Annotated in this window: 20 protein-coding genes and 3 pseudogenes; 6 read left to right on the top strand and 17 right to left on the bottom strand. The window is 54.7% G+C overall.

Annotated features, from left to right (window positions below; genetic code table 11):
* Positions 1-207 precede the first annotated feature (207 nt).
* Entirely contained in the window at positions 208-465 is a 258-nt protein-coding gene (locus KO503_RS17725) for a hypothetical protein (protein ID WP_252730928.1), read from the top strand.
* A 70-nt stretch (positions 466-535) separates the two neighbouring features.
* Positions 536-988: a hypothetical protein gene (locus tag KO503_RS17730; RefSeq protein WP_252730929.1), complete on the top strand. Its 453-nt coding sequence runs from the start codon at positions 536-538 to the stop codon at positions 986-988.
* A gap of 70 nt (positions 989-1,058) precedes the next feature.
* On the opposite strand, the pseudogene KO503_RS03470 reads toward KO503_RS17730, so the two are convergent.
* The 5 genes and pseudogenes from KO503_RS03470 to KO503_RS03490 all read right to left on the bottom strand — a co-directional run bounded on the left by KO503_RS03470 (position 1,059) and on the right by KO503_RS03490 (position 8,815).
* Positions 1,059-2,033, bottom strand: a pseudogene (locus KO503_RS03470) (IS30 family transposase).
* Between the two features lie 230 nt (positions 2,034-2,263).
* Entirely contained in the window at positions 2,264-3,994 is a 1,731-nt protein-coding gene (locus KO503_RS03475) for a recombinase family protein (protein ID WP_215990185.1), read from the bottom strand.
* Positions 3,995-4,990: 996 nt separating this feature from the next.
* Positions 4,991-7,123 (bottom strand): AAA family ATPase, encoded by a 2,133-nt coding sequence (locus tag KO503_RS03480; RefSeq protein ID WP_215990186.1) that lies wholly within the window; start codon positions 7,121-7,123, stop codon positions 4,991-4,993.
* 83 nt (positions 7,124-7,206) lie between these two features.
* The gene (locus KO503_RS03485) at positions 7,207-8,130 is read right to left on the bottom strand and encodes a GIY-YIG nuclease family protein (protein WP_215990187.1); all 924 of its coding nucleotides are present in this window, start codon (positions 8,128-8,130) and stop codon (positions 7,207-7,209) included.
* A 172-nt stretch (positions 8,131-8,302) separates the two neighbouring features.
* On the bottom strand, positions 8,303-8,815 hold the full coding sequence (locus KO503_RS03490) for a hypothetical protein (RefSeq protein ID WP_215990188.1): 513 nt from the start codon (positions 8,813-8,815) through the stop codon (positions 8,303-8,305).
* 113 nt (positions 8,816-8,928) lie between these two features.
* Here KO503_RS03490 and KO503_RS03495 point away from each other — a divergent pair, with 113 nt between their 5' ends.
* Complete coding sequence (locus KO503_RS03495; protein WP_252730930.1) at positions 8,929-9,105, top strand: ribbon-helix-helix protein, CopG family; 177 nt, start codon at positions 8,929-8,931, stop codon at positions 9,103-9,105.
* Positions 9,106-9,180: 75 nt separating this feature from the next.
* Here KO503_RS03495 and KO503_RS03500 read toward each other — a convergent pair whose 3' ends face one another.
* Together KO503_RS03500 and KO503_RS03505 are read right to left on the bottom strand one after the other, a co-directional pair.
* Complete coding sequence (locus KO503_RS03500) at positions 9,181-10,971, bottom strand: hypothetical protein (protein ID WP_215990189.1); 1,791 nt, start codon at positions 10,969-10,971, stop codon at positions 9,181-9,183.
* Positions 10,972-11,351: 380 nt separating this feature from the next.
* Entirely contained in the window at positions 11,352-12,563 is a 1,212-nt protein-coding gene (locus KO503_RS03505; RefSeq protein WP_215990190.1) for a DinB/UmuC family translesion DNA polymerase, read from the bottom strand.
* Positions 12,564-12,615: 52 nt separating this feature from the next.
* Here KO503_RS03505 and KO503_RS03510 point away from each other — a divergent pair, with 52 nt between their 5' ends.
* Both KO503_RS03510 and KO503_RS03515 read left to right on the top strand, forming a co-directional pair.
* Positions 12,616-12,834 carry a hypothetical protein gene (locus tag KO503_RS03510; protein WP_215990191.1) on the top strand — a complete coding sequence of 73 codons (219 nt, stop codon included), beginning with the start codon at positions 12,616-12,618 and terminating at the stop codon, positions 12,832-12,834.
* A pseudogene (locus KO503_RS03515) lies at positions 12,815-12,922 on the top strand (topoisomerase DNA-binding C4 zinc finger domain-containing protein); the annotation flags it as partial. The gene KO503_RS03510 and the pseudogene KO503_RS03515, both read left to right, overlap by 20 nt.
* 719 nt (positions 12,923-13,641) lie before the next feature.
* Here the strand turns inward: KO503_RS03515 and KO503_RS03520 are convergent.
* A pseudogene (locus KO503_RS03520) lies at positions 13,642-14,088 on the bottom strand (transposase); the annotation flags it as partial.
* A 211-nt stretch (positions 14,089-14,299) separates the two neighbouring features.
* On the opposite strand from KO503_RS03520, the gene KO503_RS03525 reads away from it, so the two are divergent.
* Positions 14,300-15,103: a hypothetical protein gene (locus KO503_RS03525; RefSeq protein WP_215990193.1), complete on the top strand. Its 804-nt coding sequence runs from the start codon at positions 14,300-14,302 to the stop codon at positions 15,101-15,103.
* 376 nt (positions 15,104-15,479) lie between these two features.
* Here KO503_RS03525 and KO503_RS03530 read toward each other — a convergent pair whose 3' ends face one another.
* From KO503_RS03530 to KO503_RS03570, 9 genes are all read right to left on the bottom strand, one after another.
* Positions 15,480-16,397, bottom strand: a complete 918-nt coding sequence (locus KO503_RS03530) for a HEPN domain-containing protein (RefSeq protein ID WP_215990194.1) — start codon at positions 16,395-16,397, stop codon at positions 15,480-15,482.
* Positions 16,398-16,611: 214 nt separating this feature from the next.
* Positions 16,612-17,403 carry an inositol monophosphatase family protein gene (locus KO503_RS03535; RefSeq protein WP_215990195.1) on the bottom strand — a complete coding sequence of 264 codons (792 nt, stop codon included), beginning with the start codon at positions 17,401-17,403 and terminating at the stop codon, positions 16,612-16,614.
* Positions 17,400-18,431: a LacI family DNA-binding transcriptional regulator gene (locus KO503_RS03540; RefSeq protein ID WP_215990196.1), complete on the bottom strand. Its 1,032-nt coding sequence runs from the start codon at positions 18,429-18,431 to the stop codon at positions 17,400-17,402. The genes KO503_RS03535 and KO503_RS03540 overlap by 4 nt, the downstream gene beginning before the upstream one ends.
* The gene (locus tag KO503_RS03545) at positions 18,428-19,846 is read right to left on the bottom strand and encodes a glycerophosphodiester phosphodiesterase (RefSeq protein ID WP_215990197.1); all 1,419 of its coding nucleotides are present in this window, start codon (positions 19,844-19,846) and stop codon (positions 18,428-18,430) included. The genes KO503_RS03540 and KO503_RS03545 overlap by 4 nt, the downstream gene beginning before the upstream one ends.
* Positions 19,843-20,889, bottom strand: coding sequence for an ABC transporter ATP-binding protein (locus KO503_RS03550; RefSeq protein WP_215990198.1), 1,047 nt, complete (start codon positions 20,887-20,889; stop codon positions 19,843-19,845). Before KO503_RS03550 ends, KO503_RS03545 begins: the two co-directional genes overlap by 4 nt.
* On the bottom strand, positions 20,889-21,719 hold the full coding sequence (locus tag KO503_RS03555) for a carbohydrate ABC transporter permease (protein ID WP_215990199.1): 831 nt from the start codon (positions 21,717-21,719) through the stop codon (positions 20,889-20,891). Before KO503_RS03555 ends, KO503_RS03550 begins: the two co-directional genes overlap by 1 nt.
* Positions 21,716-23,017 carry a carbohydrate ABC transporter permease gene (locus KO503_RS03560; protein ID WP_215990200.1) on the bottom strand — a complete coding sequence of 434 codons (1,302 nt, stop codon included), beginning with the start codon at positions 23,015-23,017 and terminating at the stop codon, positions 21,716-21,718. The genes KO503_RS03555 and KO503_RS03560 overlap by 4 nt, the downstream gene beginning before the upstream one ends.
* 72 nt (positions 23,018-23,089) lie before the next feature.
* On the bottom strand, positions 23,090-24,433 hold the full coding sequence (locus KO503_RS03565) for an ABC transporter substrate-binding protein (RefSeq protein ID WP_215990201.1): 1,344 nt from the start codon (positions 24,431-24,433) through the stop codon (positions 23,090-23,092).
* 305 nt (positions 24,434-24,738) lie between these two features.
* Positions 24,739-25,533: an IS110 family transposase gene (locus KO503_RS03570; protein ID WP_215990202.1), complete on the bottom strand. Its 795-nt coding sequence runs from the start codon at positions 25,531-25,533 to the stop codon at positions 24,739-24,741.
* Between the last annotated feature and the right edge of the window lie 372 nt (positions 25,534-25,905).

The following is a 25,905-nucleotide window of genomic DNA, read 5'->3' on the forward strand; positions in this document are numbered from 1 at the left end:
ATACGGTCCGAGATGCCGTCAGCCGCGGGGCCGTGACGTGTGCCGCGCCGCCTTCAGTGGAAATTTTCATCAATCAGGAGCTGCTCGGAACATGGCAGCATGCTCGAATGCCTTCCATCTGAGAGGTTCAATATGGACGCCAGAGACTTCGCAGTGCAGCTGCAAAAACACCACGGTTGGATTTTGGATCAGCCGGAGGTTCAGGCAATGCGCAGTTTTTTTGAGGCGTACCTCACGGACCGAGTCCTGAGCGGACGGGGCGATCGATGGATCGACCGTCTCGAGCTCAACGTTGCGTCACGCGCATGTGAAGTGTTGGGGCTGCGTATCGCAAAGGGACCAGATGCCGCGCTGGCAGGGCGCAGTGAGCCAGACTGGATGAACTATGGTGTCTTGGGCTACGATATAGTGAAAGACGGTCCCGATGCTCTTTCCGACTGCTTAACTTCGATGGCTCGGCGATGAGTTCGAGCCCCTGCGTGAAGTCGTGTGACGACACGTTTTCGATAATTTTTCCGTCTGGAAAGGAGTCCTGATGCTTGGCGTGCCTTCGGAGGGAATGGCTTCGTCGAACCCACTCTCGCTCAAGGGATTCGCCAAGCACAATGCGGAGAATCTGCTTTATCTAGGTCTTGCAACGCGTGATGCTGGTGGCGGTATTGTACCGCTGAACTTTGTAAACCAGAAAATGCTTGACGCCTACGAGCGCGAGAAGAATTCGCATGAGAAAGCTAAAACTAGCGCGAATGGAGCCGATAACGTCAGGGCGTCGGGACAGAGCAGCCTCTCCGTCGGTGACGTCGCCCGCCAGCTAAAAGTGACGGTCAAAACATTAGGGTATTTGGTCCAGCATGAGATGCTGTGCGGGGTGGATACCTCAGAACTCTACCGCCAAGGGGCGACAGTTGTTACCGCTGATAGTCTGGCGCAGTTTCGATTAAACTTAGAAATGCCAACGTGGCCCTGTTGGCGATGCCCCATGATCTAGGCCGGATCTACTGGCGCGAGGATGTAAATGCCGACCTAACAACTGAAAAATGACCCTTTCGGCGGTGGGTTCAACCGATCGATGCAACACACTCTGCAAACTTCTCTGCTGGCGTTTGATATTGCAAGGTCTTTCGCGGAGGTTCGTTTAGTTGCCTTACGATCGCGCTAAGTTTTGCCTGTGAATGGATGGATAGGTCGGTTCCGCGAGGCAGCTATTGCCTTAAAAGCCGGTTGGTGTTTTCGTTGGACCCGCGCCGCCATGGTGACTGAGGGTCGCAGAAGTAGACATCAACGTCCGTGGTCAGCGTAAAGCGCGGATGATCCGCCAGCTCTTTACCACGATCCCACGTCAGGGACTTGTAGAGCGCGCGGCAACTTCTGAGCCGATTTGATCAAGGCCGTAACGACGCTCTCGTTGTCCTTGTTCGCGACTTTTACCAGCATGACATATCGTGAATGCCGCTCAACAAGGGTCGCGATATAGCTGTTCTTCGACCCGCCAGTCAGGTCGCCCTCCCAGTGCCCTGGGAATGCGCGTTTAAGCCAGCCCGCAACCTGGTCGGGCGACCATTTGCGCCGCAGCTTTGCTGATACTGCGTCGGCCAATTCGGGGTGACAAGCCAACTTGCACATCTTAGGCTGCAATGCTCGGTCCCATGCCGCTTGATCCGATGTGGTTGTGCAATAGCCTGTCTGGCCGCCATTGCGTTGATCCTCTCGACTGATCGTTGACGGCGCACGATGCAGCTGACGCGCAATCGCGCGTAGAGATTGTTTGGTGCTGGGCCCACGAGATATCTCTTCGCGCTCAGAAAGGCTCAATGCTGACCTACCCCGCCTGCGATCCAGTGGACGTATTCCACCAGTTGGTGAGATGACTGAAAAGACTGACGATGATTGGCGATCAAAGACACGCCCAATCGATCTCATCGACTCCCCGCGCTGTCATCCACTGCCGGCAGGCGGTGCTTGCATCGCCGAGAGGGATCCCAAATCTCGGCACGCTGTTCAGCTGAATAGTAAATCCTGCGACGATACTTCATTCAAAACACTCCATCTTTTCCTAAAGACTAAAGTGTTGAGCCCACCGCCCTTTGCGGACTTAAATGCGTTGTGCAGCGAATGGCTGCTTCCCGACCTTGTTGCTAAAGCCTATTGTATTTAGTCGTTACGGCGTAGGGTGTGGATGGGTTGGCTTTTATTGGTCTTATACAAAGGCAAGTATTTATCAAATCGAGCTCCCGCAACCAATATCACCATATAAACATCTTGATTACTGAACATTGCCAAGGCAATGCTTCCGCATGTGAACATGCGTCCGGGTCGTAGGTTCAAATCCTACTCCCGCAACCATAAATACTATACTTTGCACAACCTCCTGTTCGCAGGAGGTTTTTTGTTGTTCAGGCTGTCCTTTAGCCCCAAGGCTCAAGGACAAAATGCTTGCCAGAGCGCCATGTAGCTCCAATTGTGGCTGCATGCGCTTGCCGCCCGTGGGCTGTGGTGTGACCGTGATTTTGTCAATCAGACCACGGATCTCATCACGGGCCTCAATCTCGCTGTTTGGATCACCAAGTTCTGAAATAAGGGACTTGATGCGTGCATGATAAGTGTGGGCCATCTGCGGATGGATGCGCAGATTAGAGGTCGGGGCAGGGGGGCTGGCAAGGTCTTGTTCCAACTGTTGTTGGCGCGCTTCAAGGTGGCTCATACGGTCGTTAATCCGCGCTGCCGGGGTTCCTGCCAGAAGGGCGTTGACCAAAATATCCTGATCTTTGATCACCTTGTTCAACTCTTTTTGCTTTGAGGCGCGGTCATCTGTTTTGTGCGCAGAGAGGCGATTGCGCTCAGCGATGTATTCCTTGGCAAAAGCTTCGACTAAGTCTGGGTCCATCAGGTGGTCTGAGAGGAGATCTAGAATTTGACGTTCCATATCTTTGCGTGCGACCGTTGTCCGGTTGGCGCAGACTGAGGTGCCTTTGTTGCGCGAGGTGCTGCAGCCAAATCTGTCCTTGGCGATGGTCGAAAATCCACCGCCGCAACAGCCGCATTTGATCAGGCCTGTAAACAGAAAGCGTGGCTTGCGTCGTTGCCAGGCTTTGCTGTCACTTTGTTTAATCGCCTGACTCTTTTGACGCGTCTTCACCGCCTCCCAAAGATCTTGTGGCACGATCCGCAGGTCTGGAACCTGCGCAATACACAAATCAGCCTCCGCTTTTAGCCGAGACTGTCTTTTACCGTTTCGAGGGTCTGTTTTGTAGGTTTGACGGTTCCAGTGCCGTTCTCCGACATAGAGCATGTTGTTGAGAATCCCCGTGCCGCGCTTGGGGTTGCCATGAATGGTGGATTTATTCCAATTGGGGGCGCGTGGTCCAGGGATGCCCTCACGGTTCAACATGTCTGCGATTTTTCCAGGTGATTGACCGTCGCTATAAGCTTCAAATATCCGCAGAATGATTGCTGCTTCATCTTGATTTATTGACAGATCGCCTCTGTTCAATTCGCCATCCTCGCGCAGGCTGCGGACAACGTCATAGCCATAGGATTTGCCGCCTGCTGATTTGCCCTTGCGCACGCGGCCCTCTAGCCCGCGGTGAGTTTTGGCTGCGAGGTCTTTTAAAAACAGAGCATTCATGGTGCCCTTCAGGCCGATATGCATCTCATTCACAGGTCCCTCAGAAAGGGTCTGTATGCCCACATCGGCAAAGGACAGGGTTTGATACAGCTGGGCAATATCAGCTTGATTGCGGGAAAGGCGATCAAGGGCTTCTGACACAACAATATCAAAATGCTGCTCCTGCGCATTGCGCAGTAGGCGCTGAATACCGGGACGCAGGATACTGGCGCCAGAGGTGGCGCGGTCTTCATAGCATGCTACGACCTCCCAGCCTTCGCGTTCTGCATGCATGCGGCACAGACGAATTTGGTCTTCAATAGAGGCGGGGTTTTGCATGTCGGAGGAATATCTTGCGTAGATGACGGCGCGAAGACAGGTTGGTGTCATAGGTGGTTCTCCTTTGATGATTTAAGTTTTGGGTTTGTGGTGGGGGTGTCGACAGTTCTCCTCTTCTTCATGATCAATCCGCGCGGCATCCCGTGCCAGAGCGCGGACCAATGCACGCATTTGATCCTGTTGTGTCTGTGTTTTGCCGTTTGTGCCGTGTGTACCGCCAGACGACACAGCAACAGTCGGCACCTGTGGTACCTCCTTGTCGCTTGCATGTGTCTTTTGGTCCCGTGCCATTGGCCGAGGTCTCCCGCCCGTTCCGGCGCTGCGCCGGACGGTTTAAAGTGATGAGTTCAAAGCCGGAAACATGTCCGGCGGTGTCGGTATCACTATACTGCATCGGGGACCTCATAGGGGACGCTAAGCGACTGAAACTATGCGCTGAATGTCGGAATGTTGTGGATAACTGTCGTGTCGAAAAACTTTATCTATTATTCTGCAACACTGTTGATGCATAAAAATAGCTATAAAAAATCAACTCTTAAAAAGCTGGAAAAAAATACGGATTTTACATCTCGATTCTAAAACTGAAAAAACCAAAAATCTTACATCTGCCTGTTTGGAAAAACCGAAAAAAATCATCTGTCCTTTTTGAAGCGAAACCAAAAAACCGAAAAAATACTTCAAAAACTGAGAAACTGAGAAAATGAAAAACTAACAAACCAAGAAAACGAAAACCACAAAATGCCCCAGACGCTGATCCTGTCTTTTTGATATGAGCTGCCTTTTTGATCTGTCTGTCTTTGGTCGATCTTACTGCACAACTTGCTTGCCTGTGATTGAAGCAGGCATGTGTGATCTCGTGATATGGTTGGCACTTTGTGGCTGGCCTGAGACATCAGTGTTGTGGGGTTCATTTTTTGTATTGCGACCTGCAGACAGTATAATGTGGATCATTCCTTTGTTTTTAAGGGCAGCCTTTTGGGATTGGTGTGTGTCATTTATCTGTTTGGGGGCATCGTATTTTGTCTTTTTGACCTGTCTTGGCCCCCTTCACCCCAGCCTTGGCGGTTCACGCTGGAGCTGATGTGGCGCGGTGATCTGTGTGCTGGGCTGCGGCTTGGCTGTCATGGGCGTGACGTCGCGCAGCCACGGCTCGATCTCAGCGGCGCGCATTGAACGCTGGTGCAGGAGTTCGCGGGCTAAGGCTTCGAGCTGATCGCGATATTCTGTGAGCAGGGTTGTTGCGCGTTGCTCTGCGTGGTCCAAACGGTGGCGCAGGCGGGCGCGAAGTCTGGTTGTGGCGCGTAGCGCCTCATTCGGTTTGGCGTGCCAGAGGGCGCCTCCTTCGCCAAGGCCCAAGGTGGTCTCGATCTGAATGGCGGCCTTTGTCGCCAGCGCCAGATCGGAGGTCTCAGACCCGCCAGCCCCAGCCGAGATGTCGCCCAAGACCAAGCGTTCAGCGGCGCGGCCTGCCAAAGAATAGGCGATCTGGGCCTCAAAGTCGGACAGCAGGCTCTCGTTCGGTTTGAATTGGCAGGTGACTTGGCCGCCGTCCGGTGAGACCCGCAGGCTGGTGACGGGCCCCAAGTTTAAAGCGGCTGCGATGATCGCGTGTCCCGCCTCGTGAACTGCTATGCGCCAGAGCAGGTTTTGGTTCTCAGCGCTCGCGTCAATGTTGAGATGATCTTGCAGCATCGCCAGCGAGAGCATGCTGTCGCTGTGGCGCGCATCAGACCGTGCCGCGCGGATTGCAGCGTCGATCTCAGCAGCACTTTTGCCGACAGAGCCCCGCGCAAGGGCCTGCAGGTCGGTCTCGGAAACCTCGTCGCGCAGGTTCTGGCGCAGGATCGCCAAGAGGCTCTCAGTGTCGGGCAGGGGCACTGCCACCTTGAGATCCATTCGTCCAGCGCGCAGCACGGCGGGGTCGATTTTGTCTGCGCGATTGGTGGTGCCAACCAGAATGACACCTTCGTCGCGCGATATCGCATCGAGTTCCGCAAGGAAGGCATTGATCACCTGCAGGCGATAGCCTGAGCCGTGGCTGTCGTCGTCACTGCGCGAGCCGACGGCGTCGATCTCATCAATGATCAAAACGCAGGGCGCTTTGCGGCGCGCCTCTGCGAAGCTGCCGCGCATCTCGCGCAGCATATCGCCGAGGTGGCCCGCCGATTGCCACGCTCCGAAGCTGGCGTTGACAACAGACAGTCCCGCACTATTGCCGATGGCGCTGGCGAGATAGGTTTTGCCTGTGCCGGGAGGACCGTCAAACAAGATCGAACGGCTGATCTCGTCCCAGCTGGCTTTGCCGTCTTTCCACAGCCGCAGGTCATCGACGATCCGGCGGGCCGCAGACAGGGCGGGACTGTCGCCGCTCATGTCCTCAAGGTGTGGGCCGGATGATTGGGCATCGCGTTTGGTGACGGCACTCAGCTGAGCCAAAGCGTCCTGCAGGTTCGTCGCGCGCAGCGTGGCACAGGCGGTGACTGTATTGAGATCGGAGAGGATCTCGTCGCTCGGAAGCGCGGCGCGTAAGGCGTTGGGATCAGTGATGTGATGCGAGAGATGGCCGGATTGCAAAAATATGGTCAGGATATCGCCCGAAATCCGTGCCATTGGAAACGTGGGGAGTGTGGGCGAGACCATTGCGATGAGATGTTTGGGCAATGAGATGCCATCGGCTTGCAAGGCCAGCACCGGCTGGATCATATCAAAACTGTCGCTCAGCGCTGTGTGAAAGCGGGCTTGCGCATTCTTTATGAGTGCGCCTTCAGCGACGTCCGGCGCGATGACCTGCCACTGGTCTTGCGCGTAACAAATGCGCAAAACATCTTTGAGCGTCGCTAGGTCTGCGAGGTCGATATCGCGGATCACGGTGAGCGCGCCGCAGGTCTGCGCGGCATCGATGACCGATGGCGATTTGAGGCTGGCCGCGAGGCGAATGGCGATCAGAACTTGACGGGCGGGCACGTGGCGGGACGGCACTGTGCCGGATGACACAGATGCGTCTTGCGCAAAGCAATCGATGCCTTTGCCCGCATCGAATTTTGCGAACAGCTCGTCAAGCTCAGAGGGCGTGAGGTCTTCATCGGAATGACGCGCCACGCCGTGATGGCGGCGCAGGCGTTCAATCAACGTATGGGCGAAATCGGTGCATGCGGGCGTTTGGATTTGTGATTTGGGCATAGAGAAGCCCTCCCTGTGAGAGAGTGTGAGACTGCGCCCTCGAGCGGAAGGCTCGGAGGTCGGTTCTAACTTGAGGTGGAGACCTAGGCGGCAGGCGGCGCGATCTGCGCCTCAATCGTGTCGAGATGATCGAGAATGGTCTGGGTCAGCCGCGCATCGTAGATCTCGGATTTGACGCGGATCTGGCCGCGGTAGATCGCGGGATCGACAAGGCAATCGCAATGGGTTTGACGCAGTTTTGTGTGCAACCCCTTCTCAAGGCGGATGGCCTCTTGGCCTGTCTTGATGGGCACCTCACGCAACACGGCGCAGGGCATCGCGGCATCGCATTGCAGCTGATGCCGCAGGCGGCTGTCAGGATTGCGAGAAAATCCCAGCTTGACCAGTTTGCGGCCGCTCGCCAGCGTGAAGGACATTGCGTAGAGAAAGCTCGGCGCGGCCACCCAGTCTTCGCCGCATCCCCCGCAACCAAAGCGCCCCGTCTGCATATTGGCGCGCGCAACACGTTGCTCATGTCCGCAGTCGGCATGACGATACTGGCGATAGTTCGGATCGCCTTCGGGGTCGGGGCCAATCAAGTCCCAGCCTTGCGCTTTTGCTTCTGCGACTTCGCTGGCGGCATGGCATGTCGCGCAGCGCAGGTTGGTCTTTCCTGCAGCAACGCGTTTGATCAACTCAAACTGACGGCGAAACTTATGTCCGCAGGGCGCGCGATAGATACCGTGGTGGCGGCTTTTGGGGTCGCGACTGAGCAACTCCAGACCCGCGGCTGCGGCGTCTGTGGCCCAAGCCTGCTCAATGCAGGCGGGACAATTTGGGTGACTGTTCATTAAGGTAAAGAGACGCACTTTGTTGAGTGCGCCGCAGTGTTGGCAGCGCAGGGCGAGGTGCAGGCGGTCGACGACGCGGGCGACAACGTCGAAGCCTTTTGATTGAGCGGCCTCAATCCAATGCGGCAGCAGGGCGCTTTTATAAATGGGCAGCAAGGTGTTTTGAATGGTCAGCATGTTTTGGGAATGGGAAATCGTGTTCATGGGATGTGCTCCATATAAAGAAAAAAAGATGTGCAAATTTATTGTGACCGCAGCCAAAGGGCTGCAGCGATCGATCCGCGCACAGAAAGGGGGATCGCCACGGTGAAAATGGCGACCTGTTCTGATGTTTATGGGGATCGTTTACTTAAAAGGCTGGGGCAGGCGGCTCGTCTGAAGCGCGCGTGTCATCCAGCACTTCTGGTGCGCTGTCAAAGAGCGGCAAGGCTGCGAGCGCCGTCATCAGGTGACGGGCTTGGATCAACATCGCATTGCGCTCCATGGCGGTCACGCCAATGCCCGGAAGCTGGAATTGCGAAAAGAATGAAAAATGCATCTCGCGGTGCAGACGCCGCGCGCCGCCAAGTTCTTCGCAGCCGAGCATGGCATCAATGAGCCGCGCCGTGCGAAACAAGGGTTGGTCTGCAAGTCCGTCTTTGGGCAAAGCGAGAAAGCTGCGCAAGCCGTCCGTGAGATGATCTTGGGCGCGTTCAGCGTCGCGCAGAAACAGGCTATAAGCCGGATCTTGGCTGTGCCCCACGTCTTCAAGATCGCGCTCTGCAATGATGAAATCCATCACAAGAGTGAGAAGGGCGGGGAAGGCACGTGACGCAGGTGTTTGATGCGCTGCAAAAGGCGTGATAGGGGTCTGTTTAGTCATGATGATCTCCTTACGATCAGATTGATTAGGGCAGAAGTAAGGGGGGCAACCCTTGCCTCTGCTCGAACAATATGACATCATAAAGTTACTAAGTCAATCAAGGAAGTGATTTTATGCGAAAAAAAATGGGACGCCCCAAGCTTGATACAGAAGCTCTGACTGTTCGCTTGCCGCGCGAAATGATCGAGGCAATCGATAACCGCAGACGCGAAGAAGACGATCTTCCAACACGCCCCGAAATGATCCGGCGGGTGCTCGCGCAGTGGCTTGAGGCGACGGACAAAGCCTAAACGCTAAAGCGCGTCCTGCGCGCTCATTATGTTACTGCACACCCAACGTAAGAACGCACCTCTCAGGCATGCGTCCTACAGGCTTGGCAACGCATCTTCTGCATCATAGCGCGCCTTCAGCTCATCTAGGCGTTCATTGGCATCGATGCCCATCTCTTTACGGATATCGTCCAGCGTTTGAATGTCTTGTGCCATGACAGCACGTTCTTGCGCCAAAAGTGCATGCACAGCTTCGAAGATGAGGCGACCAATGTCGACGAGACGTGTCATGGCTGGGCGGATGCGAGACGCAATGCTTTGGCGGGTCGGCGCATCTGCTCGTGTTGATTTAGAGAAGACAAGGCGATCGTCTTTGTCTTCTGTTGCTGGGCGATACGTGAGGAGGCCCTTCGCAATATAATCGAGACCGTCTGCTAATGCATAGGCTTCGGCGTCAATCGTGTCCGTATGCTCTTTGGTCGAACGCAGTGCAGCCTCAGCCTCTTTCTGAGCGGCCTTCGCATCTTCCGCTTCCGCCTGCCGCGCATTTCGATCCGCCATCGCTTTGGTCGCGGCCTTTTGGGCCTCTTCCGTGTCTTTCAGTGCAAGGTCACGCCAATTCTCGGTCTGTTGTAATTCTGCCTTTGCCGTTGTTAGATTATCGTGTTCACGTGCGGCTGTCTCAAGCCCAATTTGGGCTTGCTTTTCCCAACGGATCATTTGGGCGTTTGCCGCTGCCGACAAATTTTGCGCATCCAAAGCCTCTTCGCGGGCGCGCTGTGCCGCTGTTTCTTCACTCTCACGTTTGGCTTCAGAGATTTTGAACAAGCGCTCTGCTTCTGCTTTGCGTGCGTTGGCCTCTCGGATCGCGCGTGTTCTTGATCTGCGGACAATATTGGCCGCAGTGTCGCGGGCATCATCAAGGATCACTTTTGTGGTCTCTGTGGCTTTCTTTTGAGCTGCTTCGACTTTTTTTGCTTTGCGCCGTGTCGCCCGTTCCGACTTTGAAGCCCGTTGCCGGGTTTTCTTCAGTGCGGCCGCAGAATCTTCTGTCGTGTTATTTTTGATCACTTGAGCTTCGGCCCGCCCTTTGCGCCGCTCTTCTTCGCGATATTCTGATGGAGAGACGTGGCGCCGTTTGTCTGGAACTGGGAGGCCTGCGTTTTTTGCTTGGCGTCTGGCTTCTGCATTCCGAGCCCCGCGGGTGATGCCAATCTCTTCAAAATGAGCGCCGACGAGATCCTGAGCCAATTCGTAGCTTTGCAAAATAGGGTTGGCTGCAGCGCGCAATTGAATTTGTTCACCACGATTAACGGTGGTCTTGCTGTCCCAAGTCGCTGTGACAAAGTGGATGTGAAAGGCCTCTTCGTCGCTATGAGAGGCAGCGTATTGCAATTGGCTGCCCGGAAAATACGTGTGGAGAAAATCCATTGCGTATGCGCGAAAGTCCTCAACTTTTTTCGGATCCCATTTATCTACGCCAGAGCCACCAAACCAAGACTTGTTCACTGTCAAAAGGCCTTCCCTTAGTGGCGCATCTGTATTGGCGTGCCAAGGTGACTTTGGTCCTTCCTTCTGCCTGCGTTGTGCATCAGCCTTCCGTCCCTTTGCTTTTAGGGCGCGCACCTCATTTTTACAGTTCCGCTCTGCCATACGTGCGATGCGTTTCTTAAGTTTAGGAATCCAATCTGCGTGGCCATGTTCGATTTGGTTGAGGGTCTGTTTCGTGAGATCAACGTGATTGAGATCCCCACCTGTGCGCTTATCGTGCATCTTGAACAGCGACAGTTGTTTGGGCTTGAGGGGGGCAAAGCGCAAAACAGCAGGCGGCACGGGAACCTGTGAATTTGCAGGACTGGCATTGTCAAAGTTGTGTTGGATAGACATGGTGGCCTCATAGATCGGAGTTCGGTGTTTTTCCGATTCTACGACAGAGTAAAGAAAATCCCGCCGGCGAAATTCGCAGTTTGCTGAATTCCCTACTCACTAGTGAAGTTGCGGTCCCCACAACTTCACAGCTCGCAAGGGGGATACCCCCTTGACCCCTTCTCGTCTGCAATATGGGCCACGCCCTATATTTTTGACTGCGACCAGCGCCACGCTGGACCTGGTGAAAGGGCAAGCCCCTTTCAGGATTTTGAAGCCGTCGGCTTCTTTTTACACCGTCATTTATGCCTGACGTTCTGTGCCTCATATGTTTATCAGAAAAATGCGTTGATGTTGATCTTTGTCCGATGTGCTGCCCGTTTGATATGTATCGATTGTCCTTAACCACGGTCAAAGAACCCCAGATGCTCCTGCTGCTGACCATACTTGATCACGGTCTTGCCATACCGCAGATTGATGCGGTCGATGGTGGCAGAGAGCGTTTCGCGCTTGCTGTTTTGCCCCGGCGCAAGCGGCAGAAAAAGTTCGCCATTGCGCTCTGTTAACAGCACCAAGTTCGTGAGGTTAATTCCGATCGATGTGGCTTGGGTTCGACTGCCGGCAAACTGCGCCGTAAGGGCATCAAAGATACCCAGAAAATCACGCGTGTCTTGGCTTGGATTGAGCGTTTGTTGCCAATGATGCCCGTGCCGTTTCCACAGGCCGATGTGAATGGAGATCCGTCCTGCGCAATAGCCGTCACGTCGCATGCGTGCTGCCGCCCGTTCGACCAGCCAGCGGCCAACGCGGGTGGCCATTGGGGCAGGGCGATACTTTGGCGCGAGCACTTTGGATTGGCCATAGGTGTTGCGCGAGGTTTCAATCAACGGGATGTCTTCGCCTTGCAACCCGCGCACGAAACGTTCGCCCTCAACGGAGCGCCAAATCATCCGCGCGTGCCGTGGATCGAGCGCATACAGCTCATGAATGCCCCAGACATGCGCCTTGCCCAAACGGGCGCTCATGCCGCGTGAGATGCCGGGCAAATCGTCCAGTTTGAGATGCGCAATGGCCTCTGGCATATTCTCAGGTGAGAGCCATTGCAGGCCATCGGGTTTTTCCAATTTACCAGCGATTTTTGCCAGCAATTGGTTTGGCCCAATACCAATCGAACAGCGCAACTGACTGCCCACGTCACCGCGGATGATATTTTTAATATCGCGGGCCAAATCCAGCGCGGCAGGGAGCGCACTGGTTCTGCCGCCAAGGGCGATTTGGAATTCATCAATCGAGCGCACCCGCTCCACTTCGGCGATGGTATCTATAGCTTTGGAAATCGCCTGATTGGCCCGAGCATAGAGCTTGTGGCGGGCTTGAAGGAACACGATGTCAGGGCAAATTTGACGCGCCTCGGCAACACGCATAATCGTTTTGACGCCCTGCGCCTTGGCCTCATAGCTGGCAGCAACAACAGCCCCAGCCCAATTGTTATGCGGGCCAGTTTCAAGTGCCGTGATTGCCACAGGCCGCCCTCTGAGTCGAGAATCAACCTGTTGTTCAACGCTGGCAAAGAAGGCGTTCATATCCAGATATAGACAGCGCATCGGGGTCATAGCCTAAATCCTGTATCTTCCAAAAATGGCTCAATGTTCTACATTTGTTCTCATGGTTGATTTGAAAACACAATTGAAAAATGTCGCATTTGGCGGCAGCTGGTCAGAAGACATTCTGCGCGTTTCTGAATTGGAGGCGGCGCTGAAAGTGATCGCAAATGCAGCTGAGACTTGCACAGAAATCGACGTGCGCAGCGATGAGTTAAAGGTGGCTCTGAGCTTTGTGGCGTCCAAAATAGAAAAAGGCCCTCAGTTGTCCAAGCTGTTCTGATGGCTGGTTGGTCGAGCGCAGAGGACGGTATGGGAAGTTTATGAGCTGCGTGAAATTCCCGCGATGCAATGGCAAAGCTAAAGTTTGAAAAAACGAGAGTTTTGTTAGAAGACCTACTTTCGTGAGGTGGCTATTCTGTGATCTTAGTGGGAGCTTGGCCTAAAAGCGAAAGCCTGCCCAATTACGCATGCTTTCCGCCCTTGGTGTCGATAGACGTGAACGGCCCACAGCGGACCTCGACAATATATCACTTAGCCGCAGTGCAGCTTTCCTAAAGCGGACATTGATGACAAGGTGCAGAAAATTAGTTGTCGGATGTTAGACGCTAAGGCTAAAGAATTGTTCTGCCAGGTTTTCTGGAATAAATCGACAACCATGATCGGGAAGGAGTTGGTGTGGCAAATTCAAACATTGATCAGGCGGCGGTCCAGGGTTTACTCGATAGCTAGATCCTTGTCGTTGTGCTTGTCGAAACGAACGGCCCTTAGCGGCCATTGACCAGATCTCCAATTGCTGCATCGCAGCTTCCCCGAAGCAGACATTGCCCCGTTAGCGCAGCATTTTGACGTGCTGGATGGCGGCTATGCGGGACGAAGCCGACATTGACGGTGTAGGGGCCAATGGCTGCTTTCGGAAAATCGGCATCTAGCTAGCGGTAATTTATATACTCCAAAAACGGTTCTCTGATTGCGGCTATGTCAGGCGGGATGGCGATTGTCCGTCCAGGGTCATGGTTCTCTCCGAGGTCGCGTGATGCGCCTCACGATGGTTTTCGGTGGTGGATCGTCTCCAATGTCGTTAGCGGGTTACCGCCTTCAGCCGTGTGCCATCGACGGCAATCAGCTCGCGGCCAAACAAATCAAGGCTACGGCACAGGACCACAAACTCACGGAAGACTTTCCGGAAAGATGTTTTGTTCTCGCGCCGGAAGTCAGCAATGGTTTTGAAGTCAGGCCGCAACTGCCGCATCAACCAGATCACTTCCAGATTGCGGTGAGTTTCCGCTTCCAGACGCCGGCTCGAACGCACCCGGTTCAGATAGCCATAAATGTAAAGCTTCAGCAGATCGCTTGGATCATATCCCGGCCTGCCAGTGGCTTTGGGGCGAGCCCGATCAAAGCCTGCCGCCGCAAGATCAAGGCTTTCGACAAAGGCTTCAATAAACCGAACCACGTTATCTGGAGCAACATAATCGTCCACGCATTCAGGCAAAAGTAGCGTCTGTGCGCGAGGCGTTCCTTGAATATGTGTCATGCAAAAGAATACCATTTCTGCAGACCCAAAGGAATCCTGAATTGGGCGATATCAGCGGTGATTGCCTCTCTTGCAGACGGGGAGAAGTTTCCACACAGTCTGGGTGGATTTTTGGAACGTCGTTACAAATGCTGCGAAGGCTCGCTAAGAGATCTTTGCTGTAACCGATTTTCAATGTAGCTTGAGGCCAATCTCAGCAGGATGGTTTTCAATGAAGAGTGCAGACGTTGTCATTGGAATAACAACTTATGACGACATTTCGAACAGTGATACGGCACGGGCCGTCTACGATATCTTGCATCAATGCGATGCACGGCTGACACCGGAATTTGTCAACTGGCATGAACCCGTAAATATTCCCATCGAGAAGCTTGAGACTTGGTCGCACTATTGGACGACCGATGCTGTCATACGGGGGCAAGGGACTGCCACAGATGTCAAAATAGGTGCGATCTGGCGTAGACGGAAATCCCTGCGCAATTGGGGGATGGTGAATCACGCAAGTGGAAATAATCGCAACTTGGATTCGACACTGATCATGGCGTTCAACCAAAAAAGTGGGATCGATTGGTTCACCTTGTTTTCCGAGCTTTGTGCGTTGTTACGTCCAGCCCACGGCATGCTACATCAGTTTCCACCACAAGAAATAAAAGAGCTCGACTATCACCGATTTGATAGCGCCGTCGTCGGGGAGAAGGCCTTTACAGGACGAGTCGCAGAAGATGGAAACAAGGTCTTTCCCGACCTTAGAAAACGAACGTGGCCGCGTCAGTTTAAATACTTGCCGGAACTGGCATGGGCTAACTACCTTGGACCGGAGCTGTCATCGACTTATGATACAGCCTCAATATTGAACCGCGCTTCAAGGGCTTGGCCTAATGAACATGGATTGCTCTTTCGAATTACGGACGATTTTGACGACGTTACTGAAGATCACGAACGGTTTTCAGCCAGACGCTTGGAGTTGAGGGATTGTTTCGTTGCCGGAACCTTCAGGCAAGCCTTACCACAGTAAGCAGTGAAAAGACGACGCGCCGTAAATGCTCCTTTTTGGAACGGCTTCAAACCACCCCAATTTACGTTGCCCAAAACCCCGTTCAAAACCCAACCAGTTGTTGAAGGTTTTTGGGAGCCTATGATAGCGGCCATTCGCGCACAATGCAGCATTGGTCAAAGTGGGCTCTAAACGGACTTGCGGCAATGCAGCGCATGGTTCTTGCGCAAAATGCCCTGCCACTGGCCTGAGCGATCACACCAGATGACTGCTGTCAGCCCGCAGTTGACCCAAGGCATCAGACGCCGATTTGCGATAGCTGACCTTCACCGTTGGTGCCGCGAGATGGGAAAATGCAGGCGGAAAGATAGTGACTGCGGCTAATTTATTACTCTGTTTATTTGTAAGACTGATGATAGTCCGAATAACCAACTGTGCCGAGCTGGCCAACGAGCTCAAGACTAGATTTGTGGGCGTGATAGGCAACTGAGCGATCTATAGGAGCTTCGTATCGCGCAGAAGAATTATAAGGAATTTTTACCAACAGCGGCTCAAGGTTGCCCATGCCTCTTATTAGACAGTCAGATTTCAACTTTTTGAATATATCACCCAATCCATGGACGCGAGTTGGTGTCTCATTTGTGATTATTTTATAAATACCTTTCATAAATTTTTCAGCGACCTGATAAGACGAATATAATGATTGACCATAGTCTGGCCTTTGAGCAGTTAAATGTAATGTCGCTGCCGCCCAATCCGCCTCTGCTCTAACGAACAACGGATCAAAATTTCTGAACCGCTTGAACGCCTCTCTTGAATTATGCCCCAGGTTATATAGATCAACTACCTCGTTGATATCTTCATTAGTGAAGCGGTTGAGACGAGCTTGAGTAATACCTGTCAAATGCGCACATGGATTATATATCTTGGGGGCATTAGGGTTTTTGCCTGTGGTGTCTGGCAATTTTCGGCTTGGGGCCACCAAGCCACCAAAAATGATTGGTAAATTGCCTTCCCAAATATCGCCATCAGCAATAATCGCTACACGAGCATTGGCAGACGGATCAAGATTGAGTCTGTCACCATATAGCTCTTGATACCATGAGCTTATTCTCTGTGTGATCAAATCAGGGAGGCTGTCTTTTTCAGGATGGTGCTCGGTGAGGGGGACGAGCGGCAATCCCGGCAGGCCCAGAGCTCTTGCAACCTTCATAACAGCATGAATTGGCCGTGCATGTGGCGGAACATCTTCGGCTTGAAGTTCTCGATCCGCAGTCTCGATGATCGAGTTCAGATCGTCCGGCAAGTCATTCATGCGCTATTCCCATAAGTGCAGCTTCACTGTCCATGCAGAGACTGGTTTGAATTAGTCTGACAGCACCGTTCGATCACATCATCGAAAAGTTTCCATTCCGCATTCGAGAGGTTCGGACTGACAATGGTCAGGTGGCTCTTGGCAGTAGGTTATAATGTTGCAATGCAACGTCCTGAAAGTTGGTGTCGACAATTTAGCGCAGCGTTTTCTGTCGTTAAACGATTGATAAACGCAAGATCGGCGCTAGCTCATGGTCTGCGCGCGCTATAGCCAGAAAAGGGGCGGGTGTTTTGAGATCAGGCGTAAAGTCGGGGGCCTCCACGACTCCGCCTGCCGCACGAATAATTGCGATCCCCGCAGCGGCGTCCCATAGGTTCAACTCGCGCTCTACATAGGCATCGACCCACCCGCTCGCGACACCGATCAAGCCGATTGTGGCAGCCCCTGAACGGCGATATTCGCCCCCCTGTGCGACGATCTGTGCAAGGAAAGCTGCATGATCTTTGAAGGCCGTCCGTGGGGACCAGCCGACGGCGATCAACGCCTCGGTGGCTGTGCAACTGGTGGCGGGCTGCATGGCCGCTCCGTTTTTGCGGGCGATTGGTGTGCCCGCCAGAAGACCTTCGAGCATCAGATCGTGGTCGGGTGCAAATATCACTCCGAGGACGATCTCACCCTCACTTGCGCAGGCGATGGACACGGCCCAGTCGGGCAATCCGCGCATGAAATTTGTCGTCCCATCGATGGGATCAATGATCCACACCTCACCAGAGGATGTATTGCCGTGGCGTCCGCCTTCCTCTCCGATGATCGCATCGTTGGGGAACTGTTCTGCAATGCGCTCTCGGATCAAGGTTTCCACGGCAAGATCCGCGGCGGTGACAAAATCTTGCGGGCCTTTGGCGTCGATTGTTAGCCCCTCTCGCGATGCGCGCATCGTGAGAGCAAGGGAGCCGGCCTCTTTTGCGAGGGATGCAGCAAAGGACATTCGGTCGTGCAGGGTCATGTGAAATCAGGCTTTCCAGTGGTGCCGCGTAGGATTGGTTTGAGCGGCGGATGTTTCAAAAGTGTTGGCGCGTCGGGCATTTGCAAGCGATATAGCATGACCTCAACGGCTGTGTCGGCTTGCTTTTCTGGGTCTTGCCGTACGGTGCTGAGATCATAAGACGCCCAGCTTGCCTGTTCTATATCATCAAAGCCCACAACGCGAATATCTTTGGGCACCTGCATATTGAGATCAAGGCGCAGCCCATCTAAGGCCCCGCAGGCCAGTAAATCTGACGTGGCAAAAAGGCCGTCGCAGGTTTGCAAAATGTCTGCGTATTGGCGCATTGCGTCGCGCCCTGCGTCATAGGATTGGCTATCACAGGGCAACTGATGACAGGTCAGACCTTTGGTGCGTACAAGCGCGTCAAAGGCATGAACACGCCCTAACACAGTATAGGTTCGATCTTCGGGGCGCAGCACTGCAAAGCGACGCGCACCTGCTTGATGCAGCATATCAAAAACAACCTCGGCGGCTGCCGTGGTGTCAAGCTCGATCCGATCCCCGCCACTGGGCTCTGGGTTTCGGTTGATCAGCACCAATGGCACCCGCAATCGCTTGCATTCCTCAATCACGGCAGTGGGCGGCGTGTCCGAGGTGACGATCATGCCCGCCAGATTGTAGTCAAGCATGGACGACAGCAACGGCTCCAGATCATCACTGCGCTCAGCGGTCAACAACAGGGGGCGAAACCCCTGCGCAATCAGCGCCCGAGAGAGATGTTTCACCTGCCGTGCGCGAAATGGCGTATCCAACCGTGAGGCTAAAATCGCGACCAGTTGCGATTGTTGTGACTTCAGGTTGCGCGCTAATGCATTGGTGCGATAGCCCAGTTCCGCCGCGGCTGACATAATCTTTGCACGGGTCTCGTCTGCGATGCTGGCTCCGGGCGTGAAACAACGTGACACGGCAGAGCGTGAGACACCTGCCAAACGTGCGACGTCATGCGACGTGGGGCGGCGGCGTTCATTCACTGTGTGATCGTTCATCCGCGCACCTGTCGGGCAAGATCAAAGGGATGATCAACATTGGCAATGTCAGGCGCGGCGGCAATGACCTGCGCCAAGGTGCTAGCGTCTCCCGCCATAGCGGCCAGCATGACCTTGGCACCTGCCGCGCGCACAGCTGCGTAATCCTCGGTGCCTTCGCTCAAGATGAATTCTATGACTTGAGGCGCATAGTCATCCAACGCCTCTTGCAAGCTGGCATAGTCTTGACGCCGAGCCATGATGTGTGCGGTCGGCGCCAAGGCTCGCAATTCTTTGAGGGCAGCGTGATTGAAGGACCAGAAAAATACGCGATCTTGCAGCCCCGCATCACAGACCGCTTTCCAGACGGGCTCTGGCTGTGCCGATTTCAATTCCAGATAAGCGCAACCGTCATAGCGTTGCATAAGGTTGAGCAGCTCGGTGAGTGTCGGTATCTGTGTGCCTGCGAAATGCGGGCTGAACCAGCGGCCCGCATCCAGCGCGCGCAGCTCAGACAGGGTCAACGCGGTGATTGGTCCCTGTCCATTTGTCGTCCGGCCCAGTGTCTGGTCATGGTGGACGACAATTTCGCCGTCAGCGGTCACTTGTAGGTCGCATTCTACATACTCAAACCCAGCGGCCAGCGCACATTCAAACGCAGGCAAGGTATTTTCAGGCGCGATCTTATTGGCGCCGCGATGGCAGACCGTCTCGAACGGCAAGCCAACCCCAGGCTGACTGACCAACTCTGGCAAATCAGAGCAGATGCCGATGACAGGACGGTTGCGGATTGCAGCCATGCGGTCGGGGTCTTCCTCATGCCAGATTGCAATCGTTTGACCCTTGGCAAAGGCGCGCTCGAAAAGCTCATCGGTTAGGGTGTCCTGTGGTCGCTCCATGCGCTCCCAACACAGGTGAATGACATCTGCGCCATGGGCATAGGAAAACGGCTCAGCCCCAAGCGGGACGAGCACAGAGCGCGGATAGGGGCTGCTTGCCTCGGCCAAAATCTGCGCGGCTTTCGGGTCAAACGCCCCAAGGATCGCGCGGGTGATACCGTGCTCTTGCAGCATGAGCAGGGTTGGCAAGGTGGCATCCGTATCTTTGATGTCGGCATAGATGCCCGCACCAAGTTTTGCAGCCTCGGCCACCACATCACGCAGCAGCGGGCAGGGGCGGTGTTCTGCGGTGGTATGGGCAAGGATCTCGGCAAAACGAGTGTCGATAATCTTGCGCCCGTCCGAGAGTATCTTATCGTGGAAAGCGATGATTTCACCATCAGAGGTGACACGAATATCGACCTCCCACATGTCCGCGCCAATGCGACTTGCGATGCGAAAGGCTTCTAACGTGTTGTCGGGCGCATAGGCCGCTGCCCCTCGGTGAGCGATGGAGTAGGGGCGCTCAGGACGGGTCCAATCGGTCGGTGCGGTCATAGACGATTTCCCTCAGCGTTAAAGAGATGCGTGCGCGATAGATCCACTTGCCAGTTGACGTCTTGGCCAAGCGCAAAGTCATGGCCAGCTGGCACAATGGCGCGCAAACGCTGGTTGTCGGGCAAGGTAACGTCGATCAAATCCTCACGGCCCTGTGGCTCGATAAAGCTTACCCGGCCTGTCACAGTTGGACCTTGATGTTGCGGACCGAAATGCTCGGGGCGGATGCCGAGCGTAATCGGGCCGGATGCATCAACTCCTTGTGGCATAGGCAGTGAATTTTCTGCGCCGAGCATGAGTTTCCCATTGGCTTCGGCTTTCAAGAAGCTGATCGGCGGATTGCCAAGGAACCCTGCCACGTAGTGTGATGCTGGGCGTTCGTACATCTCGGATGGCGTGCTGATTTGCTCAATCTGGCCGTCCCTCATTAACGCGATGCGATCGCACATGGACATGGCTTCGATCTGGTCGTGGGTGACTAGGATCGCGGTGATGCCGGTTTCGCGCTGAAGGCGGCGGATCTCCGAGCGCATCTCAAGGCGCAGCTTGGCATCGAGATTGGCGAGCGGCTCGTCAAGCAGCAACACGTCGGGTTTGCGCACCAAGGCGCGGGCCAGTGCCACACGTTGCTGTTGTCCGCCGGAAAGCTGCTGCGGCCTACGTTTTAGAAGGTTTCCGATTTGGACGAGCTCAGCCATTTCCCCCACGCGTCGCTTGATCTCCGCCGTGTTCAGCTTTTGCACCCGCAATGGGAAACCGATGTTTTCGGCCACGCTCATATGCGGGTAAAGCGCATAGTTCTGAAACACGACCCCCACGGGCCGGTCTTGCGGCGGCAAAGTGGTCACGTCGCGGTCGCCAAAGTGTAGCGATCCGCCGTCGATGCGGTGAATGCCGCTGATGGCGAAAAGCGTCGTGGACTTACCGCAGCCCGAGGGTCCAAGCAGCGCGATCATTTCGCCGGAGGCAATCGAGAGCGACATATCCTCGATGACAGTTGTGTCACCAAAGCGCTTGGTAAAGTTTTGCAATTTGATCTGCATTAGCCTTTCGTGCCTCCGCCATAGATGTTCATGAGCCGTTTTTGGAACAGCAGGTAAATAGCGATTACGGGCAATGCGTAGAACATGCCGATCGCCTTGAAGAGCCCGTAGTCTGGGCGTGTGTCGTCCGCGATGACCGCGTTCATGTAAGTGGCCAAGACCTGAGCATCGGCGCCAGGGGCCAGCACGAGTGGCAAGATGAATTCCGACCAGCCCGCAAGAAAGGAGAAGATCAACAGCGCCGAGAGGCCCGGCTTGACCTGCGGCAGGATCAGTTCCCACCAGACACGGAACCGCGAGGCTCCATCTTGGACGCCCGCCATCTCAATTTCCCACGGCACAGAGTCGTAAAACCCCTTCATAATCCAAATCCCAAACGGCAACTCCAATGCGGCTTTGACAAGGATCACCCCCATCAAGCTGTCGTAGAGGCCCAAGAATTGCAGCACGATAAAGATCGCTATGATCAAGGTGATCGTCGGAAAAGCGTGCAACATAATCAGACCCGCGAGGAAAAACCGACGCGCAGGAAAATTTAGCCGCGAGAGCGCATAAGCCGCTGTGATAGAGAAGGCGCAGACCAGCAACGCCGTCGTGCTGGCGAAGACAAAGGTGTTGAACGTCACACGCCAAATTGAGGGGCGCGCGCTGTCTATCGGCTCCCACAAGAACCGCCAGTTGGTCAGCTCCCATTCCTGCGGAATGATGCCGCCCGGTGCGGGGCGCGAGACGCTGTCGATCAGTTGGAAACCATACATGATGACCAGCGGCGCCGAGAACAGAGTGAGGGCAAGGATCAAAATCCAGTTGCCTTTGATGGACGTATTCATTGTTCGATCCTCGGCTTTGCGACGAGCTCGCGGAAGTTGAAGAACCGCAGGTAAAGTGCGGAAAGCAAGATGCCGATAATCACCAGCGCCAGCGCATAGGCTGCGCCCAACCCGTATTCGAGATTGCCGCCGTAGTTAGACAAGGCCGTGTGATAGGCGGCGAGCGCCCAGACCTCGGTTTGGCGACCGGGGCCACCATCGGTTGCAAGCAAGATGTATTCGAAGGATGTCAGCAACGAGAGAGTCTGATAGGAGGTGATGAACAAGATCGGCCAGCGCATTTGCGGCAGCAGCACAAAGCGCACCTGTTGCCAGCGGTTGGCCCCATCCACTTGCGCCGCATAGAGCTGCGTCTCGGGAATTGCGCGCAGCGACGAGGAAAACAGGATCATCCCAAGCGACGCGCCGACACAGCCATTGATCAAGACGATGAACGTCCATGCATGGGTCGCCGTGTGACGCATCCAGTTGATCGGCTCGATACCGAAGGGGCGCAGTATCGTCGAGATAAAGCCCTGATCCCACGTAAGCCATTGCCACATAAGCACGTAAAGAACGGGTGGCAAAATACGTGGCAAGAACCAAATAGCACGAAATGTCTGCGCCGTCCGTGTCGGTAGATAGAAGGTCGAGAACGCGAGAAACAACCCGAAGCTCACATTGAACGCTAGCGTCAACACGACGTACACCACCGAGTTCATCGCATAGCGCCATGTGGCGGGAAGCTCCCATAAAAGCTCGAAGTTTTGCGTCGTAAAGGTCCAGCCCGTATACGCCGCCTCGGTCAATGCTGCGCGGTCGGCGTCAGGTACACCAATGTCAGCGATGGCATCCGCAAAGGCCGCTTCTGTCGGGTAACGCTGACCGAGAATAGAGATGCGGAACATCTCTGCGGCGGCCTTTCTGTCACGCACGGAGCGGATTGGGTCACGGCGCAAGTCTTTCAACGCACGCTCAATCGCCCGGCGATCATCGAACACTGCGCCACCATGTAGCGCGTCAAGTTCATCCGCGCGTTCGTCACCAAAGTCAGACGCAAAAAGCGCCAGTGTTTCGGGGCGCACGGCGTAACCTGCGCCTGCTAACATCTCCACGGACTCGTTGCTCACGCCCGCTGCTGGCAGGCGGCGCAGATCGCTTTCACTGATCTGATATTCGCCGCCAAGAATACCAGTTGAGGTGCTCATATTGGTGAAGGCAAAAACAACGGTCAAAATGACCGGAAGCAGAAAAAACATCACCACCGCCATCAGCGCGGGGCTTAGAAAGCTCCAGCCCAATAAGGTCTGTCGGTTCATGTTTCACCTCGTATTTAAATGGGAGCGGCGGCACGCATTGGGCGCGCCGCCGCAAAGAGTGGGAAGAGCTGTTTAGCGGATGATCAGCTCGTCACCGAGTGTGGCGCTCATTTGTGCTTCGATTTCAGCCACGGCCTCTTCAGGGGTTTGAACACCAGACCAAGCGGCTTCTAAGCCTTTGAACATCGCTTCCGAGAAGGCGCCATAGGAGGGGTGGTTTGGCTGTGCGTTGGCGTGCGGCAGCAGAACCTCGGTGGCTTCAGACGCCCAACGGTCGCCCGCGTAGAGGTCGAGAGCAGCTTCCGCCTTGCCAATGGCGAGGTGGGAGGAGGCAATGGCGTGCAGCGTGTTGAGGCGTGGTTCAGACGCGATGGACACCAGTTGTGCGGCGATCTCTTCGGCACGATCTTCTTCTTGATCGGTCACGAGATAGACCAATGGATGCGTGACCGTGTTGGCACGGCCCGCCTCATTGCCCGCAGGGATGAGCGTGAAGCCAATGGTGCCAAAGAAGTCCTCGTTGCCTTCTTTGCCAGTGTAGCGGCCATAGTGCCATGTACCGCCGTGCCAGAACGCCGCTTTGCCGTTGGCCACCTCGGAATACCACTGATCCCAATCGGTGCCGATGTGGTTCTTGCGGGTCACGCCCGCCTCAACAGCATCCACGAAGAACTGATACATTTCGGTCATGGCTGTGCGATCAAGCACAAGCTTGCCAGTGTCAGGGTCCATCAGCTCGCCGCCAAAGGATTGATAAAACTGAGCGTAGTCTGGGCCGTTCGATACGCGTGGGTAGAAGCCGTAACCCTCTTCCACGAGGCCCATGTCCACGGCCTTTTTCGCATCTGCGAGCATGTCGCGCAGAGTGTATTCACCGGCTTGTACACGGGCTGCCATGGCATCGATGTCGGCTGCGCTATATCCCAACTTCTCCATGGTTTCTTTCCAGAAGAAGAACGGGCGGCTTTCAGCATCTTGCGGAACGCCCCACTGCATCCCGTCATAGGCTGCAATCTCCATCAAGTTGGAGTAGACATTGTTGAGCGGCCAAGCATCCAAATCGATGTAGTCCTCAACCGGAACGATGTAGCCCGCGCTGGCCCAAGGGGCGATGTCGAGGTGTGAGGTAACGACGATATTTGGGGCATTGCCTGCTTCAGCCCCGAGTGTAACAGCTTGCTTGAAGCCATCCCAGCCGTCGAAGTCGCGCTTACCTTCAACAGTAATGTTCAACTCTTCGCCGCGGATGGCGGCTTCGCGTGACAGGATGTCCGCCGCAATCTTGATGTTGTCGATGCGGTAATGGTCACTGTCATTGGACCCACCGGCCCAAACGGTGATGTTGATATCTTCTGCCAGAACCGGCGTGGCGGCTGTGGCTGCGAGCAGCGCAAGAGCGCAAGTCATTTGTTTCATGAGGTCGGTATCTCCAAAAATTGAGGTGCGCGACGACAGTTTGCACACGTGTGCATAGATTTGATGGAGACTGTAACAGCAGCTTGAGGCCCCTGTGACAGTTTTATGAAATGTTATTCAGTGGGGCTGCGCAAGCTGCATACCAGCCTGGATCACGACCCTGACTGAGGCTGATGTCAAAATCTCGATGCCTCTCGTGACATTGGCTTTGCCAATGCACTGCCGGTAAAAGATGGGCGGGGCGACGCTTGCATCACCGCCAGCACGCTGCATAATCAAACCAACCAGATGAGCCAAACTCTCTCTTAATTTAAGCCGCCTTTGGTGCCAAAAAACCTGACGACGGACACTAAGCCCAACCAGGCAGCAAAGTCCCGACCACGGGCAAAGTTTTCCAGCGGTGGCGCAAATGCCTGAATAGCTGCGGCACTCATCGGACCGATCCCGGGCATAGTTTGCAGGAGTGTTGCCTGACTATCACGGGCAGTCTCTCGCCTCAGTGCTATTTCCAACTCCGTAATCTTCTGGGTCAACGCGGCTATTTGCTCAAAGTACACTCCGCTGATCGACAACACCGTCTTGGGAAGCCTTGTGCTATGATCAAGAGGCGCCTGTTGAAAAACCTTTACGTTTCGAGCGCCTATGGCAACGACAATGCCATATTCGGCCAAGTGCCCGCGCAGGGCGTTAATTAATTGAGTTCTTTGGCGCACCAAAAGTTCTCGTGTGCGAAACAGTAACCCGAGGGATTGCTGATCGGCACTCTTCACTTCGACAAACCGCATGGTTGGCCGAAGCGCCGCTTCCACAATCGCTTCTGCGTCAGCAGCATCATTCTTTTGCCGCTTAACAAAAGGTTTGACGTAAATCGGGGGAATGAGACGGACCTCATGGCCGGCATCAAGCGCCTCCCGCCCCCAATAATGAGCTGTCGCACAGGCTTCCATTGCAATCAGGCAAGGCGGTTGTTCTGAAAGAAACTTCATAAATTGTGAGCGGGACAACTTCTTGCGAAAGGCGACGTCCCCAGATGGCAGCGCGCCATGAACCTGAAAAACCCGCTTTGCGAGGTCTACCCCTATAATGCTAACTTCGGACATGGATGCTTCTCCTTTTTGTGGCTTTCAACAAAACCACTGTGGCACGTTACGATGCCGACAGGAGGGGTATCCAATCCATCATCTTAGCACGCTGTCCAGTTTTGCCGGACCACTTCAGTCATCACCACCCCCTTCCAAGAATAAGGGGATTGAAACAGCAGTTCAGGCCATAATCAAGGGTGAGTTTTTCAACAAAATAAGCCCATATTGCCAATTCTCTGTGATGCAGTGAAAGTCCGCTTTCGGGATACAGTCAAAATTGCTGAGGAAATCACGGCTCTTACTGGCCGTTCACCGGCGTATCAAGATGCTGCGGTCGCAGCCCGCATAGCGGTTCTTATCCGATGTTGCAGCACTCCAAGCCAGCCCGAT

Origin of the sequence: Pacificibacter marinus, from assembly GCF_018860505.1 — a bacterium.
Classification (GTDB): Bacteria; Pseudomonadota; Alphaproteobacteria; order Rhodobacterales; family Rhodobacteraceae; genus Celeribacter; species Celeribacter marinus_B.